At 71.8% G+C, this 19,043-nt stretch carries 17 protein-coding genes and 1 tRNA gene; 8 read left to right on the top strand and 10 right to left on the bottom strand.

All coding sequences use genetic code 11. The features are described from left to right. Positions 1 to 7: 7 nt before the first annotated feature. From O7627_RS35855 to O7627_RS35830, 6 genes are all read right to left on the bottom strand, one after another. Positions 8 to 799 (bottom strand): 3-ketoacyl-ACP reductase, encoded by a 792-nt coding sequence (locus O7627_RS35855; protein WP_278097874.1) that lies wholly within the window; start codon positions 797 to 799, stop codon positions 8 to 10. Continuing rightward, positions 796 to 2,190, bottom strand: coding sequence for a hypothetical protein (locus O7627_RS35850; protein WP_278097873.1), 1,395 nt, complete (start codon positions 2,188 to 2,190; stop codon positions 796 to 798). Before O7627_RS35850 ends, O7627_RS35855 begins: the two co-directional genes overlap by 4 nt. Positions 2,191 to 2,418: 228 nt before the next feature. Next, on the bottom strand, positions 2,419 to 3,315 hold the full coding sequence (locus O7627_RS35845; RefSeq protein ID WP_278097872.1) for a DUF559 domain-containing protein: 897 nt from the start codon (positions 3,313 to 3,315) through the stop codon (positions 2,419 to 2,421). Between the two features lie 197 nt (positions 3,316 to 3,512). Beyond that, positions 3,513 to 4,319: a WecB/TagA/CpsF family glycosyltransferase gene (locus tag O7627_RS35840; RefSeq protein WP_278098549.1), complete on the bottom strand. Its 807-nt coding sequence runs from the start codon at positions 4,317 to 4,319 to the stop codon at positions 3,513 to 3,515. Further along, a complete protein-coding gene (locus tag O7627_RS35835) occupies positions 4,316 to 5,389 on the bottom strand; it encodes an NAD-dependent epimerase/dehydratase family protein (protein ID WP_278097871.1) in 1,074 nt (357 codons plus the stop codon). Before O7627_RS35835 ends, O7627_RS35840 begins: the two co-directional genes overlap by 4 nt. A gap of 140 nt (positions 5,390 to 5,529) precedes the next feature. Further along, positions 5,530 to 5,615 (bottom strand) — tRNA-Leu (locus O7627_RS35830). A gap of 187 nt (positions 5,616 to 5,802) precedes the next feature. Here O7627_RS35830 and O7627_RS35825 point away from each other — a divergent pair. From O7627_RS35825 to pknB, 7 genes are read left to right on the top strand one after another with little or no spacing between them, the layout of a single operon-like run. After that, positions 5,803 to 6,600: a DUF3662 and FHA domain-containing protein gene (locus O7627_RS35825; protein WP_278097870.1), complete on the top strand. Its 798-nt coding sequence runs from the start codon at positions 5,803 to 5,805 to the stop codon at positions 6,598 to 6,600. Between the two features lie 5 nt (positions 6,601 to 6,605). Then, complete coding sequence (locus tag O7627_RS35820; RefSeq protein WP_278097869.1) at positions 6,606 to 7,088, top strand: FHA domain-containing protein; 483 nt, start codon at positions 6,606 to 6,608, stop codon at positions 7,086 to 7,088. Next, complete coding sequence (locus O7627_RS35815; RefSeq protein ID WP_278097868.1) at positions 7,085 to 8,512, top strand: BofC C-terminal domain-containing protein; 1,428 nt, start codon at positions 7,085 to 7,087, stop codon at positions 8,510 to 8,512. Before O7627_RS35820 ends, O7627_RS35815 begins: the two co-directional genes overlap by 4 nt. Before the next feature lie 31 nt (positions 8,513 to 8,543). Next, positions 8,544 to 10,040: an FtsW/RodA/SpoVE family cell cycle protein gene (locus O7627_RS35810; protein WP_278097867.1), complete on the top strand. Its 1,497-nt coding sequence runs from the start codon at positions 8,544 to 8,546 to the stop codon at positions 10,038 to 10,040. Beyond that, positions 10,037 to 11,539 (top strand): penicillin-binding transpeptidase domain-containing protein, encoded by a 1,503-nt coding sequence (locus O7627_RS35805; protein ID WP_278097866.1) that lies wholly within the window; start codon positions 10,037 to 10,039, stop codon positions 11,537 to 11,539. Before O7627_RS35810 ends, O7627_RS35805 begins: the two co-directional genes overlap by 4 nt. A 1-nt stretch (position 11,540) precedes the next feature. Continuing rightward, on the top strand, positions 11,541 to 12,872 hold the full coding sequence (locus O7627_RS35800) for a serine/threonine-protein kinase (RefSeq protein ID WP_278097865.1): 1,332 nt from the start codon (positions 11,541 to 11,543) through the stop codon (positions 12,870 to 12,872). 27 nt (positions 12,873 to 12,899) lie between these two features. Beyond that, a complete protein-coding gene (pknB, locus tag O7627_RS35795) occupies positions 12,900 to 14,756 on the top strand; it encodes a Stk1 family PASTA domain-containing Ser/Thr kinase (RefSeq protein WP_278097864.1) in 1,857 nt (618 codons plus the stop codon). A gap of 65 nt (positions 14,757 to 14,821) precedes the next feature. On the opposite strand, the gene O7627_RS35790 is transcribed toward pknB, so the two are convergent. The 4 genes from O7627_RS35790 to O7627_RS35775 all read right to left on the bottom strand — a co-directional run bounded on the left by O7627_RS35790 (position 14,822) and on the right by O7627_RS35775 (position 18,451). Then, positions 14,822 to 15,472, bottom strand: coding sequence for an aminodeoxychorismate/anthranilate synthase component II (locus O7627_RS35790; RefSeq protein ID WP_278097863.1), 651 nt, complete (start codon positions 15,470 to 15,472; stop codon positions 14,822 to 14,824). Positions 15,473 to 15,476: 4 nt separating this feature from the next. Beyond that, positions 15,477 to 15,773: a hypothetical protein gene (locus O7627_RS35785; protein WP_278097862.1), complete on the bottom strand. Its 297-nt coding sequence runs from the start codon at positions 15,771 to 15,773 to the stop codon at positions 15,477 to 15,479. A gap of 6 nt (positions 15,774 to 15,779) precedes the next feature. Next, complete coding sequence (locus tag O7627_RS35780) at positions 15,780 to 16,946, bottom strand: class E sortase (protein ID WP_278097861.1); 1,167 nt, start codon at positions 16,944 to 16,946, stop codon at positions 15,780 to 15,782. A gap of 695 nt (positions 16,947 to 17,641) precedes the next feature. Continuing rightward, positions 17,642 to 18,451, bottom strand: coding sequence for a DUF881 domain-containing protein (locus O7627_RS35775; protein WP_278097860.1), 810 nt, complete (start codon positions 18,449 to 18,451; stop codon positions 17,642 to 17,644). Positions 18,452 to 18,683: 232 nt separating this feature from the next. On the opposite strand from O7627_RS35775, the gene O7627_RS35770 reads away from it, so the two are divergent. Then, positions 18,684 to 18,947: a cell division protein CrgA gene (locus O7627_RS35770; RefSeq protein ID WP_278097859.1), complete on the top strand. Its 264-nt coding sequence runs from the start codon at positions 18,684 to 18,686 to the stop codon at positions 18,945 to 18,947. Positions 18,948 to 19,043 lie beyond the last annotated feature (96 nt).

Raw genomic sequence — 19,043 nt, 5'->3', positions numbered from 1 at the left:
GGCTGGGTCAGAGGGTACGCAGGTGGAAGCCGCCGTCCACGTCGATCACCTGGCCGGTGCTGAACGGCAGCAGGTCGCCGGCGATCGCCACCACCGCCCGGCCGACGTCCGCCGGTTGCCCCCACCGCCGGATCGGGGTCAGTCCCTGCTCGAAGATCAGGTCGTCGTACTTGGCCTTGACCGGGCCGGTCATGTCGGTCTCGACGATGCCCGGCCGGATCTCGTACACGTTGATCCCGTGCTCGGCCAGCCGGGTGGCGTAGAGCTGGGCCACCATCGCCAGCCCGGCCTTGGTGACGCAGTAGTCGCCCCGGTTGACACTCGCCGTGTACGCGCTTATCGACGAGACGATGACGATCTTCGGCCGGCTGATCACCCCGGCGGCGAGCTGTTCGATCATCGTCTTCGCGGCGAGCTGGGTGAGGAAGTACGGCCCCTTGAGGTTGATCTCGACGAGCCGGTCGAACGACTCCTCCTGGGATTCGAGCAGATCGGCCCGGACCAGCGGCGCCACCCCGGCGTTGCTGACGAACAGGTCGAGCCGGCCGAGGGCGGTGACCGTCTCGTCGATCAGCCGGCGCCGGTCCGCCGACTTCGAGACGTCGGCCTGTACGGCGACCGCCCGACCGCCGAGGGCGGCCACCTCCTTGCCGACCTCGCGGGCGGCGTCGGCGTCCCGGGCGTAGTTGACCACGATGTCGTAGCCGGCGCCGGCCAGCGCCAGCACGATCCCCCGGCCGATGCCCCGGGAGCCGCCGGTCACCAGGGCGGCCGGCCGACCGCTGCCCCGGCCCGTCACCGGGTCGCCCCCACCGGTCCGAAGAAGGCGTAGTACGGCTGGTCGCAGGCCGCCCGCTGCAGGTAGAGCGCCAACTCCCGGGCGTGGTAGTCGCCCCACATGCTGGATTCGCCGTTCGGCACCGACTGGCCGGGCGGGACGTGGTCCCAGCCGTTGGGACGGTGGTAGACCGAGTGCAGGATCAGGCCCTGGTGCCGGTCGTCGACGCTCAGGTACGGCTCGTCGAAGAGGGTGTCGGCGACGGTCAGGCCGGCCTGCCAGTAGCGCCGGCCCGCCTCGGGCTGCCCGTTGCCGGTCAGGTAGCGGCCCAGCCGGAGCAGCCCCTGCGCGCCGATGGCCGCGGCCGACGAGTCGACCGGCTCGTACCCGTTGTACGGGTCGGCCGGCCGGTCCAGGTAGTCGCCGAGGTGGACCAGGCCGGGGGCGCCGGTGTCCCAGTAGGGGATCCCGTCGACCGGGCTGTGGTCGAGGTAGAAGTCGCAGGTGGCGGTGGCCGCGGCCAGCATCATCGCGGTCACCTCGGCCCGCCCGCCGTACGGTTCGAGGTCCTCGTCGGGGAGGATCTGGAGAAATTCGAGCTGCTCCGGGAAGCCGAGCATCGCCCAGGCCAGACCGCGGGTCCAGGTGCTGAACGGGGAGTAGCCCTGCTGGGTGCTCGGGCACCGGTAGCTGCCGTCGTTCATGTTGAATATCGATTCGTGGGCGGTCCGGCCCCGCACGTCGTAGCTGTCCCGGCCCTCGCCGTAGAAGATGTTCCACCGGGCGGTGTTGCGGGCGTGCTCGATCAGCCGGCCGAGCAGCGAGATCCGCTGGTCCCGTTCGCCCATCAGCACGTGGCCGAGCAGGTGTGAGACGGCCAGCGCCCGGCAGGAGCGGATGGTGTCGACGAAGAGGGACTGCGGCCCGTTGAACGAGTAGATGAAGCCGGTGCCGTCGGCGGTCTCGCTCCACCGGGCCGCCTGCACCGCGCCGGTCAGCTTGAGCGCGAGTTCGTAGAAGTCCCGCTCGGCGCGGTCCCGGGGCAGTCGCCCCTCGGCCATCAGCCGCCACAGGTTCCCGTAGGTGCTCACATTGTTGAAACCATGATCGTGTACGCCGATGTGGCTGACGTGGCTGGCCATCACGGAGACGGTCAGCTCGCGGGCGGTGTCCAGGAAGCGGCGGTCGCCGGTGGCGTCGAACTGCAGCAGCCCGGAGCCGTACTGGAAGCCCTGGGTCCACTCGGTCCAGCCCCGGGCCGTGTACTGCCCATCGACGGTGAAGACCGGCGACGCCGAGCCCGGCGGGCAACTCTTCTCGATCGACTCGATCTTCTGCCCCGACACCCCCCACAGCCGCTCAATCTTCGGCCCCAGCCCCGCCGCCGTCACCTCATCGTCGATCCGCATCATCCCCTCAGCATAGGAAAGCGCTTCCCCCGCCGAAACCCCCACCACGATGGGAGCGGCCTCGGGATCATCAAGATCGTCAGGACATGCAGCACGCAATTGGTAATACGGACACTCCAAAATGCAACAGGCTCGTCGCGCGGGCGTGCCGGATGTCCTGACGATCTTGAGGTCATCCGGGCGGCGGGGGCGATTCCGTTGGGTTTGGCGGCTGCGCGCAGGTGGGTCCTGTCATCGCCGGCTGGCGAGGATGGCCAGGACTTCGCGGCGTACCTCGGCCGGTTCGTGGATGAGTCTGCGGTGGGCGTAGCGGACCACCAGGATGCCCAGGGTCGCCAGCAGGGCGTCGCGGCGTAGGTCGATCTCGCGCTGACGGGGGTCGCCGTGGCTGGTGGCACCGTCCAACTCGAAGTCGACCCGCTCCCGTTCGGCGTACACGTCGAGGTAGAAGCGTCGGGTGCCGACCTGGATGCGGACCTGTCGGCGCATGGGTGGCATCTCCGCGCCGGTGAAGACGTGGTCGTGTCCCCAGATCTCCAGCATGCTGCGGCAGCCGGCGGCCAGCCGGTCAAGTAGCGTGCGCAACTCGGCGCGGCCGGCCAGCCTGGGCAGCTCGGCGAGGGCGGCGCTGAGACGCGCGGGCGTGGTCAGCCGGTCGTTGACGGCCCGGATCACGGGTTCGGGCCGATCGGCGGGTGCCAGCACAGGCCAGGACTCGACCAGGCTCCGTTCCAGCCGGATCACCGGCAGCCCGCTCCGGTGCAGTGCCTGCGGCGGCTCGGGCACGAAGCCGAGCCGCTGATGAACGGCGAACCCGGCGGGAACACGTGGCTTCGCGCCAGCGGGCACGGTCAGGTGCACCGGCTCGCCAGCGACCTGGCCGCGCACGCCCCAGACGTCCATGGCCGTGAGGTGGCTGAGGGCCGCCCGCCCACCCGCCCAGGCCAGGGCCGCACGGTGCAGCAGCTCGGGTGCCGGGTTCGCAGGCCGCGCGTCGGCATACACCCCGGGCAGCAGTCGGCGAACCTCTCCGGCACGCACCGCCCGTCCGAGCATCCCGCGCGGCACCTCACCCGGCCGGACGAGTCCACCACCGGCCGCGATCGCCTCGGCAAGTACCGGATTCACGGCACCGAGGCTGCCCGATCCCCACGAACCGGATCACCCTTCCCGTCGACCTGTGGATAACTCGCCGCCCTGTGGACAACCCTCGCCCTGGCCCATCACCTGCTACGCCCGCCGCCAGTGACTTCCGTGATCGACAGGACATCGAGCACGTTCATCAGTCGGCTGGCGTGCCGAATGTCCTGTGGATCATGAGCTGGCTAGACGGGGAAGGTGGGGAGGGGGTCGGTGGTGGGGGGTGGGGGGGTGGCTTTCCAGAGGCGTAGGTGTTGGGCGGTCAGGCGGGTCAGGTAGGCGGGGTTCAGGAGGACGTAGCGGCGCCAGAGGCGCTTGGGCTCCAGGCCGAGACGCCAGAGCCACTCCAGGCCGACCCGCTGCATCCACGGCGGGGGGGTGCGCAGCAACCCGGCGTGGTAGTCGAACGCGGCCCCCACCGCCATCAGCGGCATGTCCAGCAGCGGGCGCATCGCGTACGCGAAGATCTCCTGGCGGGGGCAGCCGAGCCCGACCAGGACCAGCCGGGCACCCGACGCCCGGATCCGGTCGGCGATCTCGGCCGCCTCGCCCGGCTGCGCCGACCGGAACTTCGACGGCTCGACGCCGGCCAGCTTCAGCGCCGGGAACATCCGCTCCAACGCCGGGACCAGCCGGGCCAGGGTCGGCTCGGTCGAGCCGTACAGGTAGACCGGCAGGCCGAGCTCCGCGCAGCGTTCCAGGACGCGCAGCGTGAGGGTCGGCCCGTAGACCCGCTCGGCGAGCCCGGCCGAGTGCAGCAGGTTCAGCGCCCAGCGGACCGGCTGCCCGTCCGGGGTGACCAGGTCGAAGGAGTTCAACCGGGCGTTGTGCGGCGGGTCGGTCACCCCGGTCATCACCCCGTGCACGGCCAGTGCGGTGAGCGCGAACGGGCGGCGGTCCACCGCGGCCGTCACCACCTGGTCGACCGCTGCCTCGTAGTCGACCGCGTCCACCAGGACGCCGAGCACGTTGCGCTTGCCCCGGGCGATCATGCTTTCGGTACCCACCTGTCCGCGTTCGCCTCGTAGATCTCCTGCAGGATCAGCGGCACGTCGTACGCCTGCCGCCAGTTCGGGTAGTCCCGCTGGAAGGCGGCGTTCGACCCGATCCACCACTGGTGGTCGCCGACCCGGTTCGCCTCGTGGTATTCGGTCTGCATCTCCTGGCCGGAGATCTTCTCCGCCAGGGCGAACGCCTCCAGGTGGGAGCAGTTGGAGTGCCGCCCGCCGCCCAGGTTGTAGACCGCCGCCGACCGGGGCGCCCGGAAGAACGCCTCGAACGCCGAGACCACATCGTGACTGTGAATCGCGTCGCGGACCATCTTCCCTTTGTAGCCGAAGATCTTGTAGGTGCGCCGCTCCATGTTGCAGCGCATCAGGTACGCCAGGAAGCCGTGCAGTTCGGTGGCCGAGTGCGCCGGCCCGGTCAGGGTGCCGCCCCGGAAGCAGGCGGTCCGCATCCCGAAGTAGCGGCCGTACTCCTGCACCATCACGTCGGCGGCCACCTTCGAGGCGCCGAAGACCGAGTGCAGGCAGGCGTCGATCGACATGTCCTCGGTGATGCCGTCGGCGTACGGGTGGTCCGGCTCGATCTCCCAGCGGGTGTCCCGCTCGACCAGCGGCAGGCTGTTCGGCCGGTCGCCGTACACCTTGTTCGTCGAGCAGTGGATGAAGGGCGCCTCGGGGCAGTGGTCGCGCACGTTCTGGAGGACGTTCAGGGTGCCGACGGCGTTGACGTCGAAGTCGGTGAACGGGTCGCGCACGGCCCAGTCGTGGGACGGCTGGGCGGCGGTGTGGATCACCACGGCGATCTCGCGGCCGTACCGCCGGAAGATCTCCGCCAGCGCGTCGCGGTCCCGGATGTCGACGCTGTGATGCGTGTACGCCGGCCCGAGATCGCTGGTCAGCCGCAGGACGTTCCAGGCGGTCGACGCCTCCTCGCCGAAGAACCGGCTGCGCATGTCGTTGTCGATCCCGACCACGTCCAGGCCGAGGCCGGCGAAGTGCCGGACCGCCTCCGAGCCGATCAGGCCGCCGGATCCGGTCACCAACGCGACACTCACACGCCACTCCACTGGTCGGGGTACGAAGAAACCATCGGAGCATAACGTGGCGCCGGACACGTCCTGATATGCGGCGATGGCTGGGCGGCCACACCGGGAAAAATGTCGAGGGGCCCCGCGTCGCCGCGAGGCCCCTCGTGTGGTGGGGAAGGGGGGAGTTGAACCCCCACGCCCTTTCGGGCACACGGACCTGAACCGTGCGCGTCTGCCATTCCGCCACTTCCCCGTGCCGGACCGCCCGTGGCCCCGCCCTTCGGCAGGTGCCGGGACATACTACTGTAGTCCGTACGACCGCGGGCGTTCCCGCTCGCGGCGGATGGAACATTAGCACGAGAACTCCGGCCGCCAAGGACAGGCCGGCAACCCACGGCCGAGCGGCATGCGAGCCGCAGGTGCGACGGCCGGATACCATCATGTCCTCGGGACCCGAGGAGGAGCCGGTGAGCGTGCTGCAACGCTTCGAGAAGCGTCTGGAAGGCCTGGTCGAGGGGGCCTTCGCGAAGGTGTTCAAGGGGGTCGTCCACCCCGTGGAGATCCTCAACGCGATGCAGCGGGAGGCAGAGGCGCACAAGGCTATCCTGGCCGGTGGCCGCACTCTCGTGCCCAACCGCTACGTGATCGATCTCTCGCCGTACGACCACAGCCGGCTGGCGCCGTACGCCGCCGCGCTGGCCCAGGAGTTGGCGCAGTCCCAGGCCGAGTTCATCGGCGAGCAGGCCTGGACGGTCTACGGCGACGTGATCGTGGAGATCGAGCGGGGTGACGGCCTGGACACCGGGATGTTCCGGGTCACCGCGGAGGTCTACACGGGTGGCGATGTCGCGCCCGCCCAGCAGTCGCACTACGACGCGCCGGGTCAGGGCGGCGGCTACCCGCCGTACGAGCAGGGTGGGGGTGGCTACGGTCCGCCGCCGGGGCACGGTGCCGGCCGCAACGTCCGGCTGGTCTCCGGTGACGGCCGGACCTACCCGCTGCAGATGGGCTCCACGGTGATCGGCCGGGGTGACCAGGCGAACCTGCGGCTGCCGGACGTCGGCATCTCGCGGCGACACGCCCGGCTCGACTTCGACGGCGCGCAGGTCGTGCTCACCGATCTCGGCTCGACGAACGGGACGATGGTCAACGGCCAGCGGGTCTCGGCGGTGGCGCTCAACCCCGGTGACATGATCCAGCTCGGTACGACCACCCTCACGTTCCGCGTGGACGGTTAGCAACCTTGCCCCCATTTGTCATTACCGTCGCCCAGTTCGGGTTCATCATCCTGCTGTGGATCTTCGTGTTCACGGTGGTGGGGGTGATCCGTCGGGACCTCTTCGCCGGCTCCAGGTCGAGCCGGCTGGTCGCGGCTCCGCGTGGCGTCGGCACCAACATCGGTCAGGGCAAGCCGGCGAAGGTCAAGCGGGGGCGGGCGGCCCACCAGTTGGTGGTGACCGCCGGGCAGCTCGCCGGCACCAGGATCACCCTGGGTGAAGCTCAGATCACGATCGGTCGAGCCGAGGATTCCACGTTGGTGATCACCGACGACTACGCCTCGGCCCGGCACGCGCGGCTGGTGCCTCGTGCCGGCCAGTGGTTCGTCGAAGATCTCGGCTCGACTAACGGCACCTATCTGGATCGCGCTAAGGTCTCCGGACCAACCCCCGTCCCCCTCGGCGTGCCGATCCGGATCGGCCGCACATCTCTCGAGTTACGGCCATGACTCTGACCCTGCGCTACGCGGCTCACAGCGACCGCGGTCTGATCCGAGACGGAAACCAGGACTCCGTCTACGCCGGGCCGCGGCTTCTCGCCGTCGCCGACGGCATGGGCGGAATGGCGGCCGGCGACGTCGCCAGCAACATCGTCATCGGCGCGATGGCGCCGCTGGACGAGGACGTGCCCGGCGACGCCCTGGTCGACGCGCTCCGCTCCGCGGTCGACACCGCCAACCAGCAACTGCGCGACACGGTGGACGCCAACCCGCAGATGGAGGGGATGGGCACCACGCTGACGGCGACCCTCTTCTCCGGCAGCAAGATCGGGATGGTGCACATCGGCGACTCCCGCGCCTACCTGCTGCGCGACGGCGAGTTCGCCCAGATCACCAAGGACGACACCTACGTCCAGATGCTCGTCGACGAGGGCCGGATCAGCCTGGAGGAGGCGAGCAGCCACCCGCAGCGGTCGCTGCTCACCCGGGCCCTGGACGGCCGGGACATCGACCCGGAATACTCCGTGCGTCAGGTGCTGCCGGGCGACCGGTACCTCATCTGCAGCGACGGTCTCTCCGGGGTGGTCAGCGCCGAGACCATCGCCGACACCCTCCGGGACTACCCCGACCCGCAGCAGTGCGTCGAGCGGCTGGTGCAGCTCGCGCTCCGGGGCGGCGGCCCGGACAACATCACCGTGATCATCGCCGACGCGACCGACCAGGACATCGTCGAGGCCGCCCCGATCGTCGGCGGCGCCGCCTCCCGGGACCGCGGGATGGCCACCTCGGCCGACGACTCGACCCCGGCCGCACGCGCCTCGGCGCTCTCGGCCCCCCGCCCGGCGGCTCCGGAGCAGCCACCGGCCCCGGGCCGCGACGACGACCCGGAGCGGCCACGCCGGCACCCGGTCCGCACCGCGGTCCTGCTGGTCGCGCTGCTCGGACTGCTCGGTGCCGGGGTCTGGGGCGGCTGGACCTGGACCCAGCGGCAGTACTACGTCGGCGCCACCGAGGACGGCCAGATCGCGGTCTTCCAGGGTGTGCCGGGGCAGATCGCCGGGCTGGACCTCTCCAGCGTGCACTCCACCAGCGACACCGAGCTGACCGACCTGACCGCCGCCGCGCAGGAGCAGGTCAAGCAGGGCATCCAGGCCAAGGACCAGCCGGACGCCGCGCGCCGGCTGGCCGAACTGACGAGCGACGACCCGGCCAACCCGAACCTGAAGCCGATCTGCCCACCGCCGCTGCCGACCATCGACCCGACCGGTACGCCGACCGTGCCGCCGCCGGGATCGGCGACCGCCACCGGTACGCCCTCACCGGGGCCGACCCTGCCGGGTGGCGTTGTCACTCCGGCCAACACGCCGGACGCGCCGCCCTCCGACCCGGTTCCGCCGGCGCCCGACCCGGTCGGATGCCGGTCGGCCGAGTGAGCGGCAGCACCACCGACCCGAGGGATGCATCGTGACCGCCCCGGCCACTCCGGCAGCCACGCCCGCAGCGACGGGCGAGTTGCCCCGCGTCCGGATCTCCCGGGCCCGGCGCAACGCCGAGCTGGCGCTGCTGCTGCTCGCGTTGGGTCTGGTGGCGGCGTACGGCGCGGCGGTCGAGGCGAACCTGCTGGAGACCGTGACGGCGGACTTCTGGATGCCGGCGGCGGTGCTGGGCGCGCTCTTCCTCGGGCTGCACCTGGTGGTGCGCTTCTTCGCCCCGTACGCCGATCCGGCCCTGGTGCCGGCGGTGGCGCTGCTCAACGGGCTGGGCGTCGGGTTCCTGCGCCGGCTCGACCTGGGTGAGGCCGACCCGGCCGACCGGGTCGACTTCCCGATCTTCGCCGGCACCGGTGGGCGGCAGCTCGCCTGGACCCTGGCCGCCGTGATCCTCGCCGCCGCCCTGCTGGTGCTGCTCCGCGACCACCGCACCATCTCCCGCTACTCGTACACCCTCGGCCTGGCCGGCATCGTGCTGGTGATGATCCCGGCGGTGTTGCCGAGCGCGTACTCGGAGATCAACGGCGCGAAGCTCTGGATCCTGATCGGCGGCTTCTCCATCCAGCCGGGTGAGTTCGCCAAGCTGGCCCTGCTGGTCTTCTTCGCCTACTACCTGGTTCGCAAGCGGGAGGTGCTCTCGCTGGCCAGCCGCCGGTTCCTGGGCATCGACTTCCCGCGCGGCCGGGACCTCGGGCCGGTGGTCGTGGTCTGGCTGCTCAGCGTCCTGGTGCTGGTCTTCGAGAAGGACCTGGGCACCTCGCTGCTCTACTTCGGCATGTTCGTGGTCACCCTCTACATCGCCACCGAGCGGGTGAGCTGGTTGATCATCGGTCTGCTGCTCTTCTTCGGCGGCGCCTTCCTGGCGTACTTCCTCGGCGCCAGCGTGGGTGGCCCGTTCGCCAACTTCTACCTGCGCGCCGAGATCTGGCTCGACCCGTTCGCCGACCCGTACGCGGACGGCTATCAACTGGTGCAGGGCCTGCTCGGGCTGGGCACCGGCGGGTTGTTCGGTGCCGGGCCGGGCGGCGGGCAGCCGGGCGAGGTGCCCGAGGTGCACAACGACTTCATCTTCGCCGGCATGGGCGAGGAGATCGGCCTCTTCGGCCTCTCCGCGCTGCTGATCGTCTATCTGCTGATCGTCGAGCGCGGCCTGCGGGCCGGGCTGGCGGTCCGCGACTCGTTCGGCAAGCTGCTCGCCGGTGGCCTGGCCTTCACCCTCGGCCTGCAGGTCTTTGTGATCGTGGGCGGGATCAGCAAGTTGATCCCGCTGACCGGTCAGACCACCCCGTTCCTCTCCGCCGGCGGCTCGTCGCTGATGGCGAACTGGCTGCTGGTGGCGATGCTGCTGCGGATCTCGGATGCCGCCCGCCGGCCGGTGCCCAGCGGTGGCGGGCCGGGCCAGCCGGGCGGCGGGTCGGCCGGTCCGCCGGCCCAGTTGCACGGGATGACAACGGAGGTGATCCGGCCGTGAACGCCCCGTTGCGTCGGGTAGGCGTCGTGGTGATGGTCCTGTTCGGGCTGCTTTTCGTGAACCTGAACTACGTTCAGGCCTACAAGGCGGACGAATACCGCAACAGCGACTACAACGGCCGGGTGCAGGTCGCCGAGTACGAGCGGCGGCGCGGCAACATCGAGGCCGGCGGCACCCCGGTCGCGGTGAGCCGGGAGACCGACGGCACGCTCAAGTTCCTCCGCACCTACCCCAAGGAGCAGGTGTACGCCCACCTGCTCGGCTACAAGCCGGTGAACCTCGCGGCCACCGGCATCGAGCGGAGCGAGAACGAGTTCCTCTCCGGCACCAGCGACCAGCTCTTCGGCGACCGGGTCCGGGACCTCTTCACCGGCGAGCAGACCGCCGGCGGGAACGTGCTGCTCAGCATCTCCCAGCGGGCCCAGGAGACGGCGTTCCGGGAGCTGGCCGAGAACCGGGTCGGGGTGGACAAGGGGGCGGCGGTCGCCATCGACCCCCGCACCGGGGCCATCCAGGCCCTCGTCTCGATGCCCAGCTTCGACCCGAACCCGCTGGCCAGCCACGACACCGAGGCCGCCCAGGCCGCGTACGACAAGCTGGAGGGCGCCCCGAACGGGCCGCTGCGCAACCGCGCGCTCGGCGAGGTGCTGCCCCCGGGGTCGACGTTCAAGGTGGTCGTCGCGGCCGCGGCGCTGGCCAACGGACGAACCATCGACACCGAGATCCCGGCCGGCCCGGTCTACCGGGCGCCGACCTCCGGCACCGATATCCGCAACGCCGCGGCCTCGATCTGCCCGGAGTCCGAGGTCACCCTGATCGAGGCCCTCACCGAGTCCTGCAACACCGGCTTCGCCCAGCTCGGGGTCGCGATGGGCGCCGACGTGGTCAAGGAGCAGGCCCGCCAGTTCGGCTTCGAGAACGAGGAGCTGACGGTCGGCCGGCTCGACAACGGTGGCCTGCCGGTCGCGGCCAGCCGCACCGGCGACATCCAGAACGCCGACGGCAGCGACGACCCGGCCGCGCTGGCCCAGTCGTCGATCGGGCAGAACAACGTCCGGATGTCGCCGCTGCAGGGCGCGATGATCGCCGCCGCGGTCGCCAACGAGGGCCGGCAAATGCGCCCGTACGTGGTGCGCCAGCTCCTCGGTCCGGACCGCACCAGCAGCTACTACACCGCCTCCAGCGACGAGCTGGGCCGCCCGATCAGCGGCGAGGTGGCCGCCTCGCTGCGCGAGATGATGGTCAGCGTGGTGCAGAACGGCACCGGCCGGCCGGCCCGGATCTCCGGCTACGAGGTCGGCGGCAAGACCGGGACCGCCCAGGCCGGCGTCGGCGAGGAGGACCACGGCTGGTTCATCGGCTTCGTCAGCCGGGACGGCCAGCCGATCTCGGCGGTCTGCGTGCTGCTCGAATCGGCCGGCAGCGGCGGCAGCTCGGAGGCGGCCCGGATCAGCCGCGAGATCATGCGCGCGGTGATCGCGGATCGGGGAGGCAGCTGACATGCTCAGCCGCGGGGTCCTCCTCGGCAACCGCTACCGGCTCGATGACCGTATCGCCGGTGGTGGGATGGGCGATGTCTGGAAGGGCACCGACGAGGTCCTCGGTCGTACGGTCGCGGTGAAGGTGCTGCTCCCGGCGCTGCTGGACGAGCCCGGCTTCGCCGAGCGGTTCCGGGGCGAGGCCCGGACGATGGCGACGATCAACCACCCGGGCGTGGTGGACGTCTACGACTACGGCAGCGACAACCAGGTCGCCTTCCTGGTGATGGAGTACGTCGAGGGCGACGCGCTGTCGCGCACCCTGGGCCGGGTCGGCCGGCTCACCCCGGCCCGGACCATGGCCCTGGTCGCCCAGGCCGCCGACGCCCTGCAGGCGGCCCACGACAAGGGCATCGTGCACCGCGACGTGAAGCCCGGCAACCTGCTGGTCCGGCCGAACGGCACGCTGGTGCTCACCGACTTCGGCATCGCCCGGTCGGCCCTGGTCGGCCAGCTCACCGCCGCCGGCTCGGTGCTCGGCACCGCGTCCTACATCTCGCCGGAGCAGGCGACCGGCTCCGTCGCCACGCCGGCCTCCGACGTGTACGCGCTGGGCGTGGTGGCGTACCAGTGTCTGTCCGGGCGTCGGCCGTTCGACGGCAACAATCCGCTCGAGATCGCCATGAAGCACGTCCGCGAGACGCCCCGCCCGCTGCCGCCGGACATCCCGCCGCAGATCCGGTCGATCGTCGAGCGGGCGATGGCGAAGGACCCGGCGGCCCGCTGGCCGAGCGCGACCGTACTCGGGGCGGTGGCCCGGCAGGCCGCGACCGCCCCCGCCGCTCCGCCCCGCCCGCCGGCCCAGCCGCCGCGCCCACCGGCCCAGCCGGCGTACCAGGGGCAGCCGCCGCGCCCGCCGGCCGGGCCGGGCGGCACCCGGATGATGCCGCCCTATCCGCCGGCCGGCAGCCCGGCCGTGCCGGCGCAGCGGCAGCCGTCGGGCCCGCCGACGGCGCCGGGCAACCGGGGCGCGGCGCCCGTGCCGCCGGCCCGGCCGCGACCGGATCAGGGGTACGGTGGCTATCCGCGCCCGTCGGTCGGCCCGTCCCGACCCGCCCGGCCCGGAACCAACCGACTACTGATCGTGCTGCTCGTCGTGCTCGGCGTAGTGGTGCTGCTCTGCTCCGCCCGCCTCTCCTACCAGGCGTTTCAACAGGGGAACGGGTCGGCCTGCACGATGGTGAGCGAACAGATGGTGACGGGCCGGTCTCAGTCGGACGGCGGATGCGACGATTCGCAAAAATCGCCGTACCGTCTTGAGGTGGGGCGGCTCGTGCAGGCCGGCGGGGTGTGACCAGATGAGCGAAGGACGGCGGACGAGATGACGCAGGCCCGCCTGCTGGGTGGCAGGTACCAGGTCGGCGAGCTGCTCGGATACGGCGGCATGGCCGAGGTGCACCGGGGGCGTGACCTCCGGCTGGGCCGGGACGTCGCCATCAAGATGCTCCGCACCGACCTGGCGCGCGACGACACCTTCCAGATGCGCTTCCGGCGGGAGGCGCAGAACGCCGCCTCCCTGAACCACCCCGCCATCGTCGCGGTCTACGACACCGGCGAGGAGATCGCGCCGACCGGCGAGACGCTGCCGTTCATCGTGATGGAGTTCGTGAACGGCCGCACCCTCAAGGAGGTGCTGGCCGCCGAGGGCCGGCTGATGCCGCGCCGGGCGTTGGAGATCACCGCCGACGTCTGCGCCGCGCTGGAGTTCAGCCACCGGCACGGGATCATCCACCGGGACATCAAGCCCGGTAACGTCATGATGACCCTCAACGGCCAGGTCAAGGTCATGGACTTCGGCATCGCCCGGGCCCTGGCCAGCGGCGCCACCACGATGACCCAGACCAGCGCCGTGATCGGCACCGCCCAGTACCTCTCCCCGGAGCAGGCCCGCGGCGAGGCCGTCGATGCCCGATCCGACGTGTACGCGGCCGGCTGCGTGCTGTTCGAGCTGCTCTGCGGCCACCCGCCGTTCGTCGGCGACAGCCCGGTCAGCGTGGCCTACCAGCACGTCCGGGAGGACCCGCCGTCGCCCAGCGATATCAACCGGGACGTCACCCCGCCGATCGACGCGATCGTGCTCAAGGCGCTGTCGAAGAACCCGCTGAACCGCTACCAGAGCGCCGGCGAGATGCGGGCCGATCTGCTCCGCGCGGCGGCCGGCCGGCCGGTGATGGCCACCCCGGTGCTGCGCGAGGACGAGACCATGGCGATGGCGTCGACCGCCGTCCGCCCCGGTCCGGCCGGCGCCACCCGGGCGATGCAACCGGCCCGGGTCGGTGACCCGAACCGGCGCAAGTCCTCCGCGTGGGTGCTGGCCACCCTCAGCGCGCTCGGCGTACTGGCGGTGGTGGCCCTGGTCGCCGGCCTGCTGCTGTCCGACCGGGGCAGCGACAACGTGACAGTTCCCGACGTGGTGAACCAGCCCCGCGACGTCGCGGCGCAGTTGCTTCAGGACGAGGGCCTGCAGGTGGTCGACGGCGGCGAGGAGGCGACCGAGACCTGCCAGGAGGGCACCGTCTCGTCGCAGGCGCCGGCCGCCCAGGAGTCGGTCGAGCCGAACACCGAGGTCACGATCAAGATCTGTTCCGGTAAGCCGGAGGTGACCATCCCGGACAACCTGGTCGGCAACCAGTTCCCGCTCGTCGAAGCCACACTGCGGGAACGGAATCTGCAGGTCGACCGGGTCGACGTCGACAACGAGGCGCCCGAGGGCACCGTCGTCAAGATCGACCCCGAAGAGGGTACGGCGGTCAGCATCGACTCCACGGTCAAGGTCAGCGTCTCCCGGGGCAACGTCCGGGCCGTCCCGAACGTGATCGATCAGAGTGAGTCCCGGGCCCGGGACATCCTGGAGGACGCCGGCTTCAGGGTCGAGGTGCTCAAGGGCGACAGTGTCGGGCCCGGCCAGGGCGCCGGCACGGTGCAGGCACAGAACCCGCGCGCCAACAGCAAGGAGAAGCTGAACACCGTCATCAGGATCACCGTCCGGCAGGAGCGGGAGGAGGAGCCGGAGCCCGATCCGACCACCCAGCCGCCGTCCACGCCGACCGAGCCCCCCGGTGACGGCGGTGGTGACGGCGCCGGCAACGGTGGCGGCACCGGTAACGGAGGCGGCACTGGCGGCGGCCTGCCGGTGCCGAGGCTGACCCCCACCCTCCCCCTGACCCGAGACTCCTGACGCACCGGCCCGCCCGCCGCCTGGACGTGTTCGGGACGGCGAGGACTGATAGACCCCGCGGCGGGTCAGGCGGTGGCGAAGGCGGCGCGGCGGCGGGCGTCGACCTCGGCGGCCAGCGCCGGGGCGCGGTCCAGTGCGGAGGGCAGGCCACAGGCGGCGAGCCAGTTGGCCAGCATCAGGTGACCACCCTCGGTCAGCACCGACTCGGGGTGGAACTGGACGCCCTCGATCGACAGGCTCCGATGCCGCATCGCCATCACCACCCCGGAGGCGGTCCGGCCGGTCACCTCGATCTCGGCCGGCAGGGTCTCCGGCAGCACCGCCAACGAGTGGTAGCGGGTCGCGGTGAACGGGTCGGGCAGGCCGGCCAGCACGCCGTCACCGTGGTGCCGGACCTCGGAGGTCTTGCCGTGCAGCAGCTCGGGGGCGCGGGTGACGGTGGCGCCGAAGGCGACGCCGATCGCCTGGTGGCCGAGGCAGACCCCGAAGATCGGGAGCTGGCCGGCGTACTCCCGGATCACGTCGAGGCAGATCCCGGCCCGTTCCGGGGTGCCCGGTCCGGGGGAGAGCAGCACCCCGGCGGCGCCGAGCCGGCCGACGTCGGCCAGCGCGATCTCGTCGTTGCGCCGCACCTCGCACTCGACGCCGAGCTGGCCGAGGTACTGGACGAGGTTGAACACGAACGAGTCGTAGTTGTCGATCACCAGGACGCGCATCGGGTCACCTGCTCGGGCTCGGGGGCGGGGTCGCGTTGCGCTCGGTGTCGTACGGCAGGTCGTGGTCGTCGGGCGCGGGCTCGGAACCCTCCTGGCCCGGGTCGACACCGGGGTCGCCGGCCGGGGCACCGGGCACCTCGGAGTCCTGGGTGACCTGCACGTCGTCGAACGGCAGCAGCGGCTCGGCCCAAGGGAAGACGACGTACCAGAGCAGGGCCAGGGCGGCGGTGGTCAGCAGGAGCGACCCGGCCAGCTTCCCCGGCAGGCCGAACGGGAGCTTGCTCCAGATCCAGGCGTACATCGTCGGTCAGCCGCCCAACTCGGCCGGCCGGCCGCCGGACTTGGGCTCACTGCGGACCAGTTCGGCGTGCACGATCAGTCGCTCGTAGTTGTTGAACTTCGGATGGCAGGTGGTCAGGGTGAGCATCGCCTTGGTCGGCTTCGCCCCCCGCCGGCCGGGCACCGGCGCCACCACCTCGGTCTGGTGCGGGCGGACGATCCGCGACTGGGAAACCTGGTAGACGAACCACTCGTCGCGGGACTCCAGCACGATCGCATCGCCGTTGTCCAGCTCGTCGAGGCGCCAGAAGGTGGCCCGGTTGCGGTGCCCGGCGACCGAGAAGTTGCCGACCTGGCCCGGCATCGCGCTCTCCGGGTAGTGGCCGGGGGCGTACCGGATGTCCTTCTGTTCCACCCCCTCCACCACGATCCAGTTCTTGTCCAGCTTGGGGATGTAGAGGCCGGCGATCGGCTTGCCCTGGACGACGGGGGCGGGGCTCGGCGACTCGCTGGGGGCGGGCGCGCTGGGCGCCACCGCGGGCTGGTCCTCCCAGGACTGCTCCAGCTGCGCGGAGAGATCCTCCTGGTGGGCGTTGACGATCGTCGACTTGCCCCAGATCTCGTACCCGGCGAAGAGGAGCACCACGAGTCCGAATGTGATCAACAGTTCGCCGCTGACCCGCATGCCGGTACGCAGCCGGGACGCGAAGGTGGGCCGGGTCAGCTCGGAGAAGACGCTCTTGTAACCCTCACCGGTGCGTTCCGGTCGCAACTTGACCACCCGTTCGCCGCGCCGTCCGGTCGACCCGGGCGGGTCGCCGTCGTCGGCACCGTCGGGCACCGGCCTGTCTGACGCGCTTCCATCGGCTCGCGAGCCGCCGGCCCCGCCGTCGACCGTCGGTCCGGCGGGTCCGCGGAGCGCCGGAATCAGCGCGGTGGCACCATCGTCCGTCCGTGGCCAGGTCGGTGATCCGGCGTCGGACCGCCACGACGAGCCGGTCACCGGCGGCCGGGTGCCGTCTACCGCCGGTACGGCGGGCATCAGCGCGGTCGCGCCGTCGTCCAGCCACCGCGCGCCGCCGTGCCGGGCGGCGGGGTCGGCCACGGCGGGGAGCAGCGTGGTGGGCGGTTCAACGGCGCGTCCCGGCAGCGGCGCCCGGGGTGGGACGGGAGCCGGTCGCATCGGTTCGGTCACCGGCCGCACCGGCCGCCCCACGGTGGGCGGCGTCGGCTCGGCGTGGGGCGCCGGAGGAGCGAGCGTAGGCGGATGCGGCCCCGGCCGGCCCGGCGCCGGCGGGTACGGCCCCGGCCGGGCAGCCGTGGGCGACTGTGCCCCTGGCCGGGCAGGCGTGGGCTGTGCCACCGGCTGGGCAGCCGTGGGCGAAGGCGCCTGGGCGGCGGGCGGGGGACTGGCCGGTGGCCCGGATGAGGTTGGTCTGCCCGGCTGCGGTGCCGGCCACGGCGCTGAGGCGGGGGGCGTCGCCGGCGGCGACAGCCAGGCCGCCGCGGCCGGCTCTCTGGCCAGGTCGGATGGCGGCGTGGGCCGCGGGCCGGGCGCCGGTCGGGGAGCCGGTTTGGCCGGGTCGGGTGGCGGGGTGGGCCGCGGGGCGGGGGACGGTCGGGGAGCCGGGGAGGGCCGGGGGGTCGCCGCTGGCCAGGCCGGCGGGGCCGGCCGGGGCGTCGGTGACGGACGCCGGGCGGGCGACGGGCGCGGTGTGGCGGACGGGTGGTTGGCGGCGGCCGGCGGTGGCCACTGGCCCGCCGGTGGCCCCGGCGGCTCGGGCTGTCCCGGCGGCTCGGGAACCGGTGTGATCACGTCGGTCGGCTGGTCGGGGTCCGGGGCGCGGTGCCGGCCGTTGCGGCGCTCGGCCGGGCCGCTGGAGCCGGTGGTCATCGGGGCACCTCAGCCGAGCGCAGACCGGTGGAGCCGTCGAACGCGGGCATCCGCACCTCGGTCAGCACCGCCTCGCGGTAGCCGAGCTGGTAGTCCTCCACGGCGTCCTTGAACCACCTGACCCCCTCGGAGTCATTGAGCGCCTGTTGCAGCGCGGCGGGGTCGCCGATGGCCGTGATCTTGAATGGCGGCGAGTAGACCCGTCCGTGTAGCAGCAGCGTGTTCCCCACGCAGCGTACCGCGCTGGTGGCCAGGACGCGGACGTCCATGATCGTCATGGCCTCGGCGCCGCCGGCCCAGAGGGCGTTCACGACGGCCTGCACGTCGCCCTGGTGGACGACCAGGTCGTCGTTGGTGGCCCCGTCGGGTGCCTGGCCGTCGCCGTACCGGGGAGCGTCGTCGAGTTCGACGCTCAGACCGGGACCGATCAGCTCGGTGAAGCCGGCTGCCTGCCGGCTGCCGGCGGCGCGGTCGCGCTGCTCGCCGATCGGCTCGTCGGTGCCGGCCAGGGCCTCGGTCTGTGCCTCGACCTCGGCCCGCAGGGCTGCCGCGCGCTCCTCGCTGGCGGTGAGTTGCCGGCGCCGGTCCTCGATCAGTTGGGCCAGCTCGGGTCGACGGTCCTCGCGCAGGGAGGTGCCGCCGGCGGTGGTCGCGGAGGTGGTGAAGAGCAGGCCGGCGGCGAGGGCGATCAGCGGTACGACGACCGACCAGCCCGGCCGGCGTGACCCGGACCGGCGGGGCAGCAGGCCGCGCAGCGCACGCAGGACGACCTGCCGCCAGGAGGTGCCGCCGGACGTGTACTCCACCGAAGCCTCCCCCTCCCAGGTTCCGCCGCTCTGTCCCAGCATGCCATTGACAGCGGGCAATTGCCGTCAGCGTCCCGATCTGCCCGTACCGGGGACTTCCGGGTTCCCCCCGTTCGTGGCCTGATCGGGTTCGCCCGACTACGCTAGCTCTCGAACATTATTGGCCATGGACCGTCGCCCACCGCGTCTGGTTGTCAGGCCGGACGAGGATCGCCCACCTCAGGAGAGCGTCGTGCCGAAGTCGCAGGTTCGCAAGAAGAAGGTCTACACCCCGCCAACGGACGTCCGACCGACGGCGACCGCCGCCACCAGCAAGCCTAGTCCCATCTGGCTGCCGATCGCCGCGGTGTCCTTGATCGTTTTCGGCATCGGCTGGCTGGTCGTCTACTACCTCTCCGAGACCGCCTACCCGGTGGCGAGTTGGGGGTACTGGAACCTGCTCGTCGGGTTCGGGGCGATGGTCAGCTCGCTGATCCTGCTCTCCCGCTGGCGCTGAGCCGCCGCCCCGTCGCGACCAGGTCACATCGCGTCCAGCCGCTGGTGAGGGCCGGTTCGTCGGACACTAGGGTGTCCCGAAGAGCTGCGACGTTAC

The sequence above is a fragment of the Solwaraspora sp. WMMD1047 genome (assembly GCF_029626155.1).
Taxonomy (GTDB): domain Bacteria; phylum Actinomycetota; class Actinomycetes; order Mycobacteriales; family Micromonosporaceae; genus WMMD1047.
This window is presented reverse-complemented; position numbering and strand designations above follow the sequence as displayed.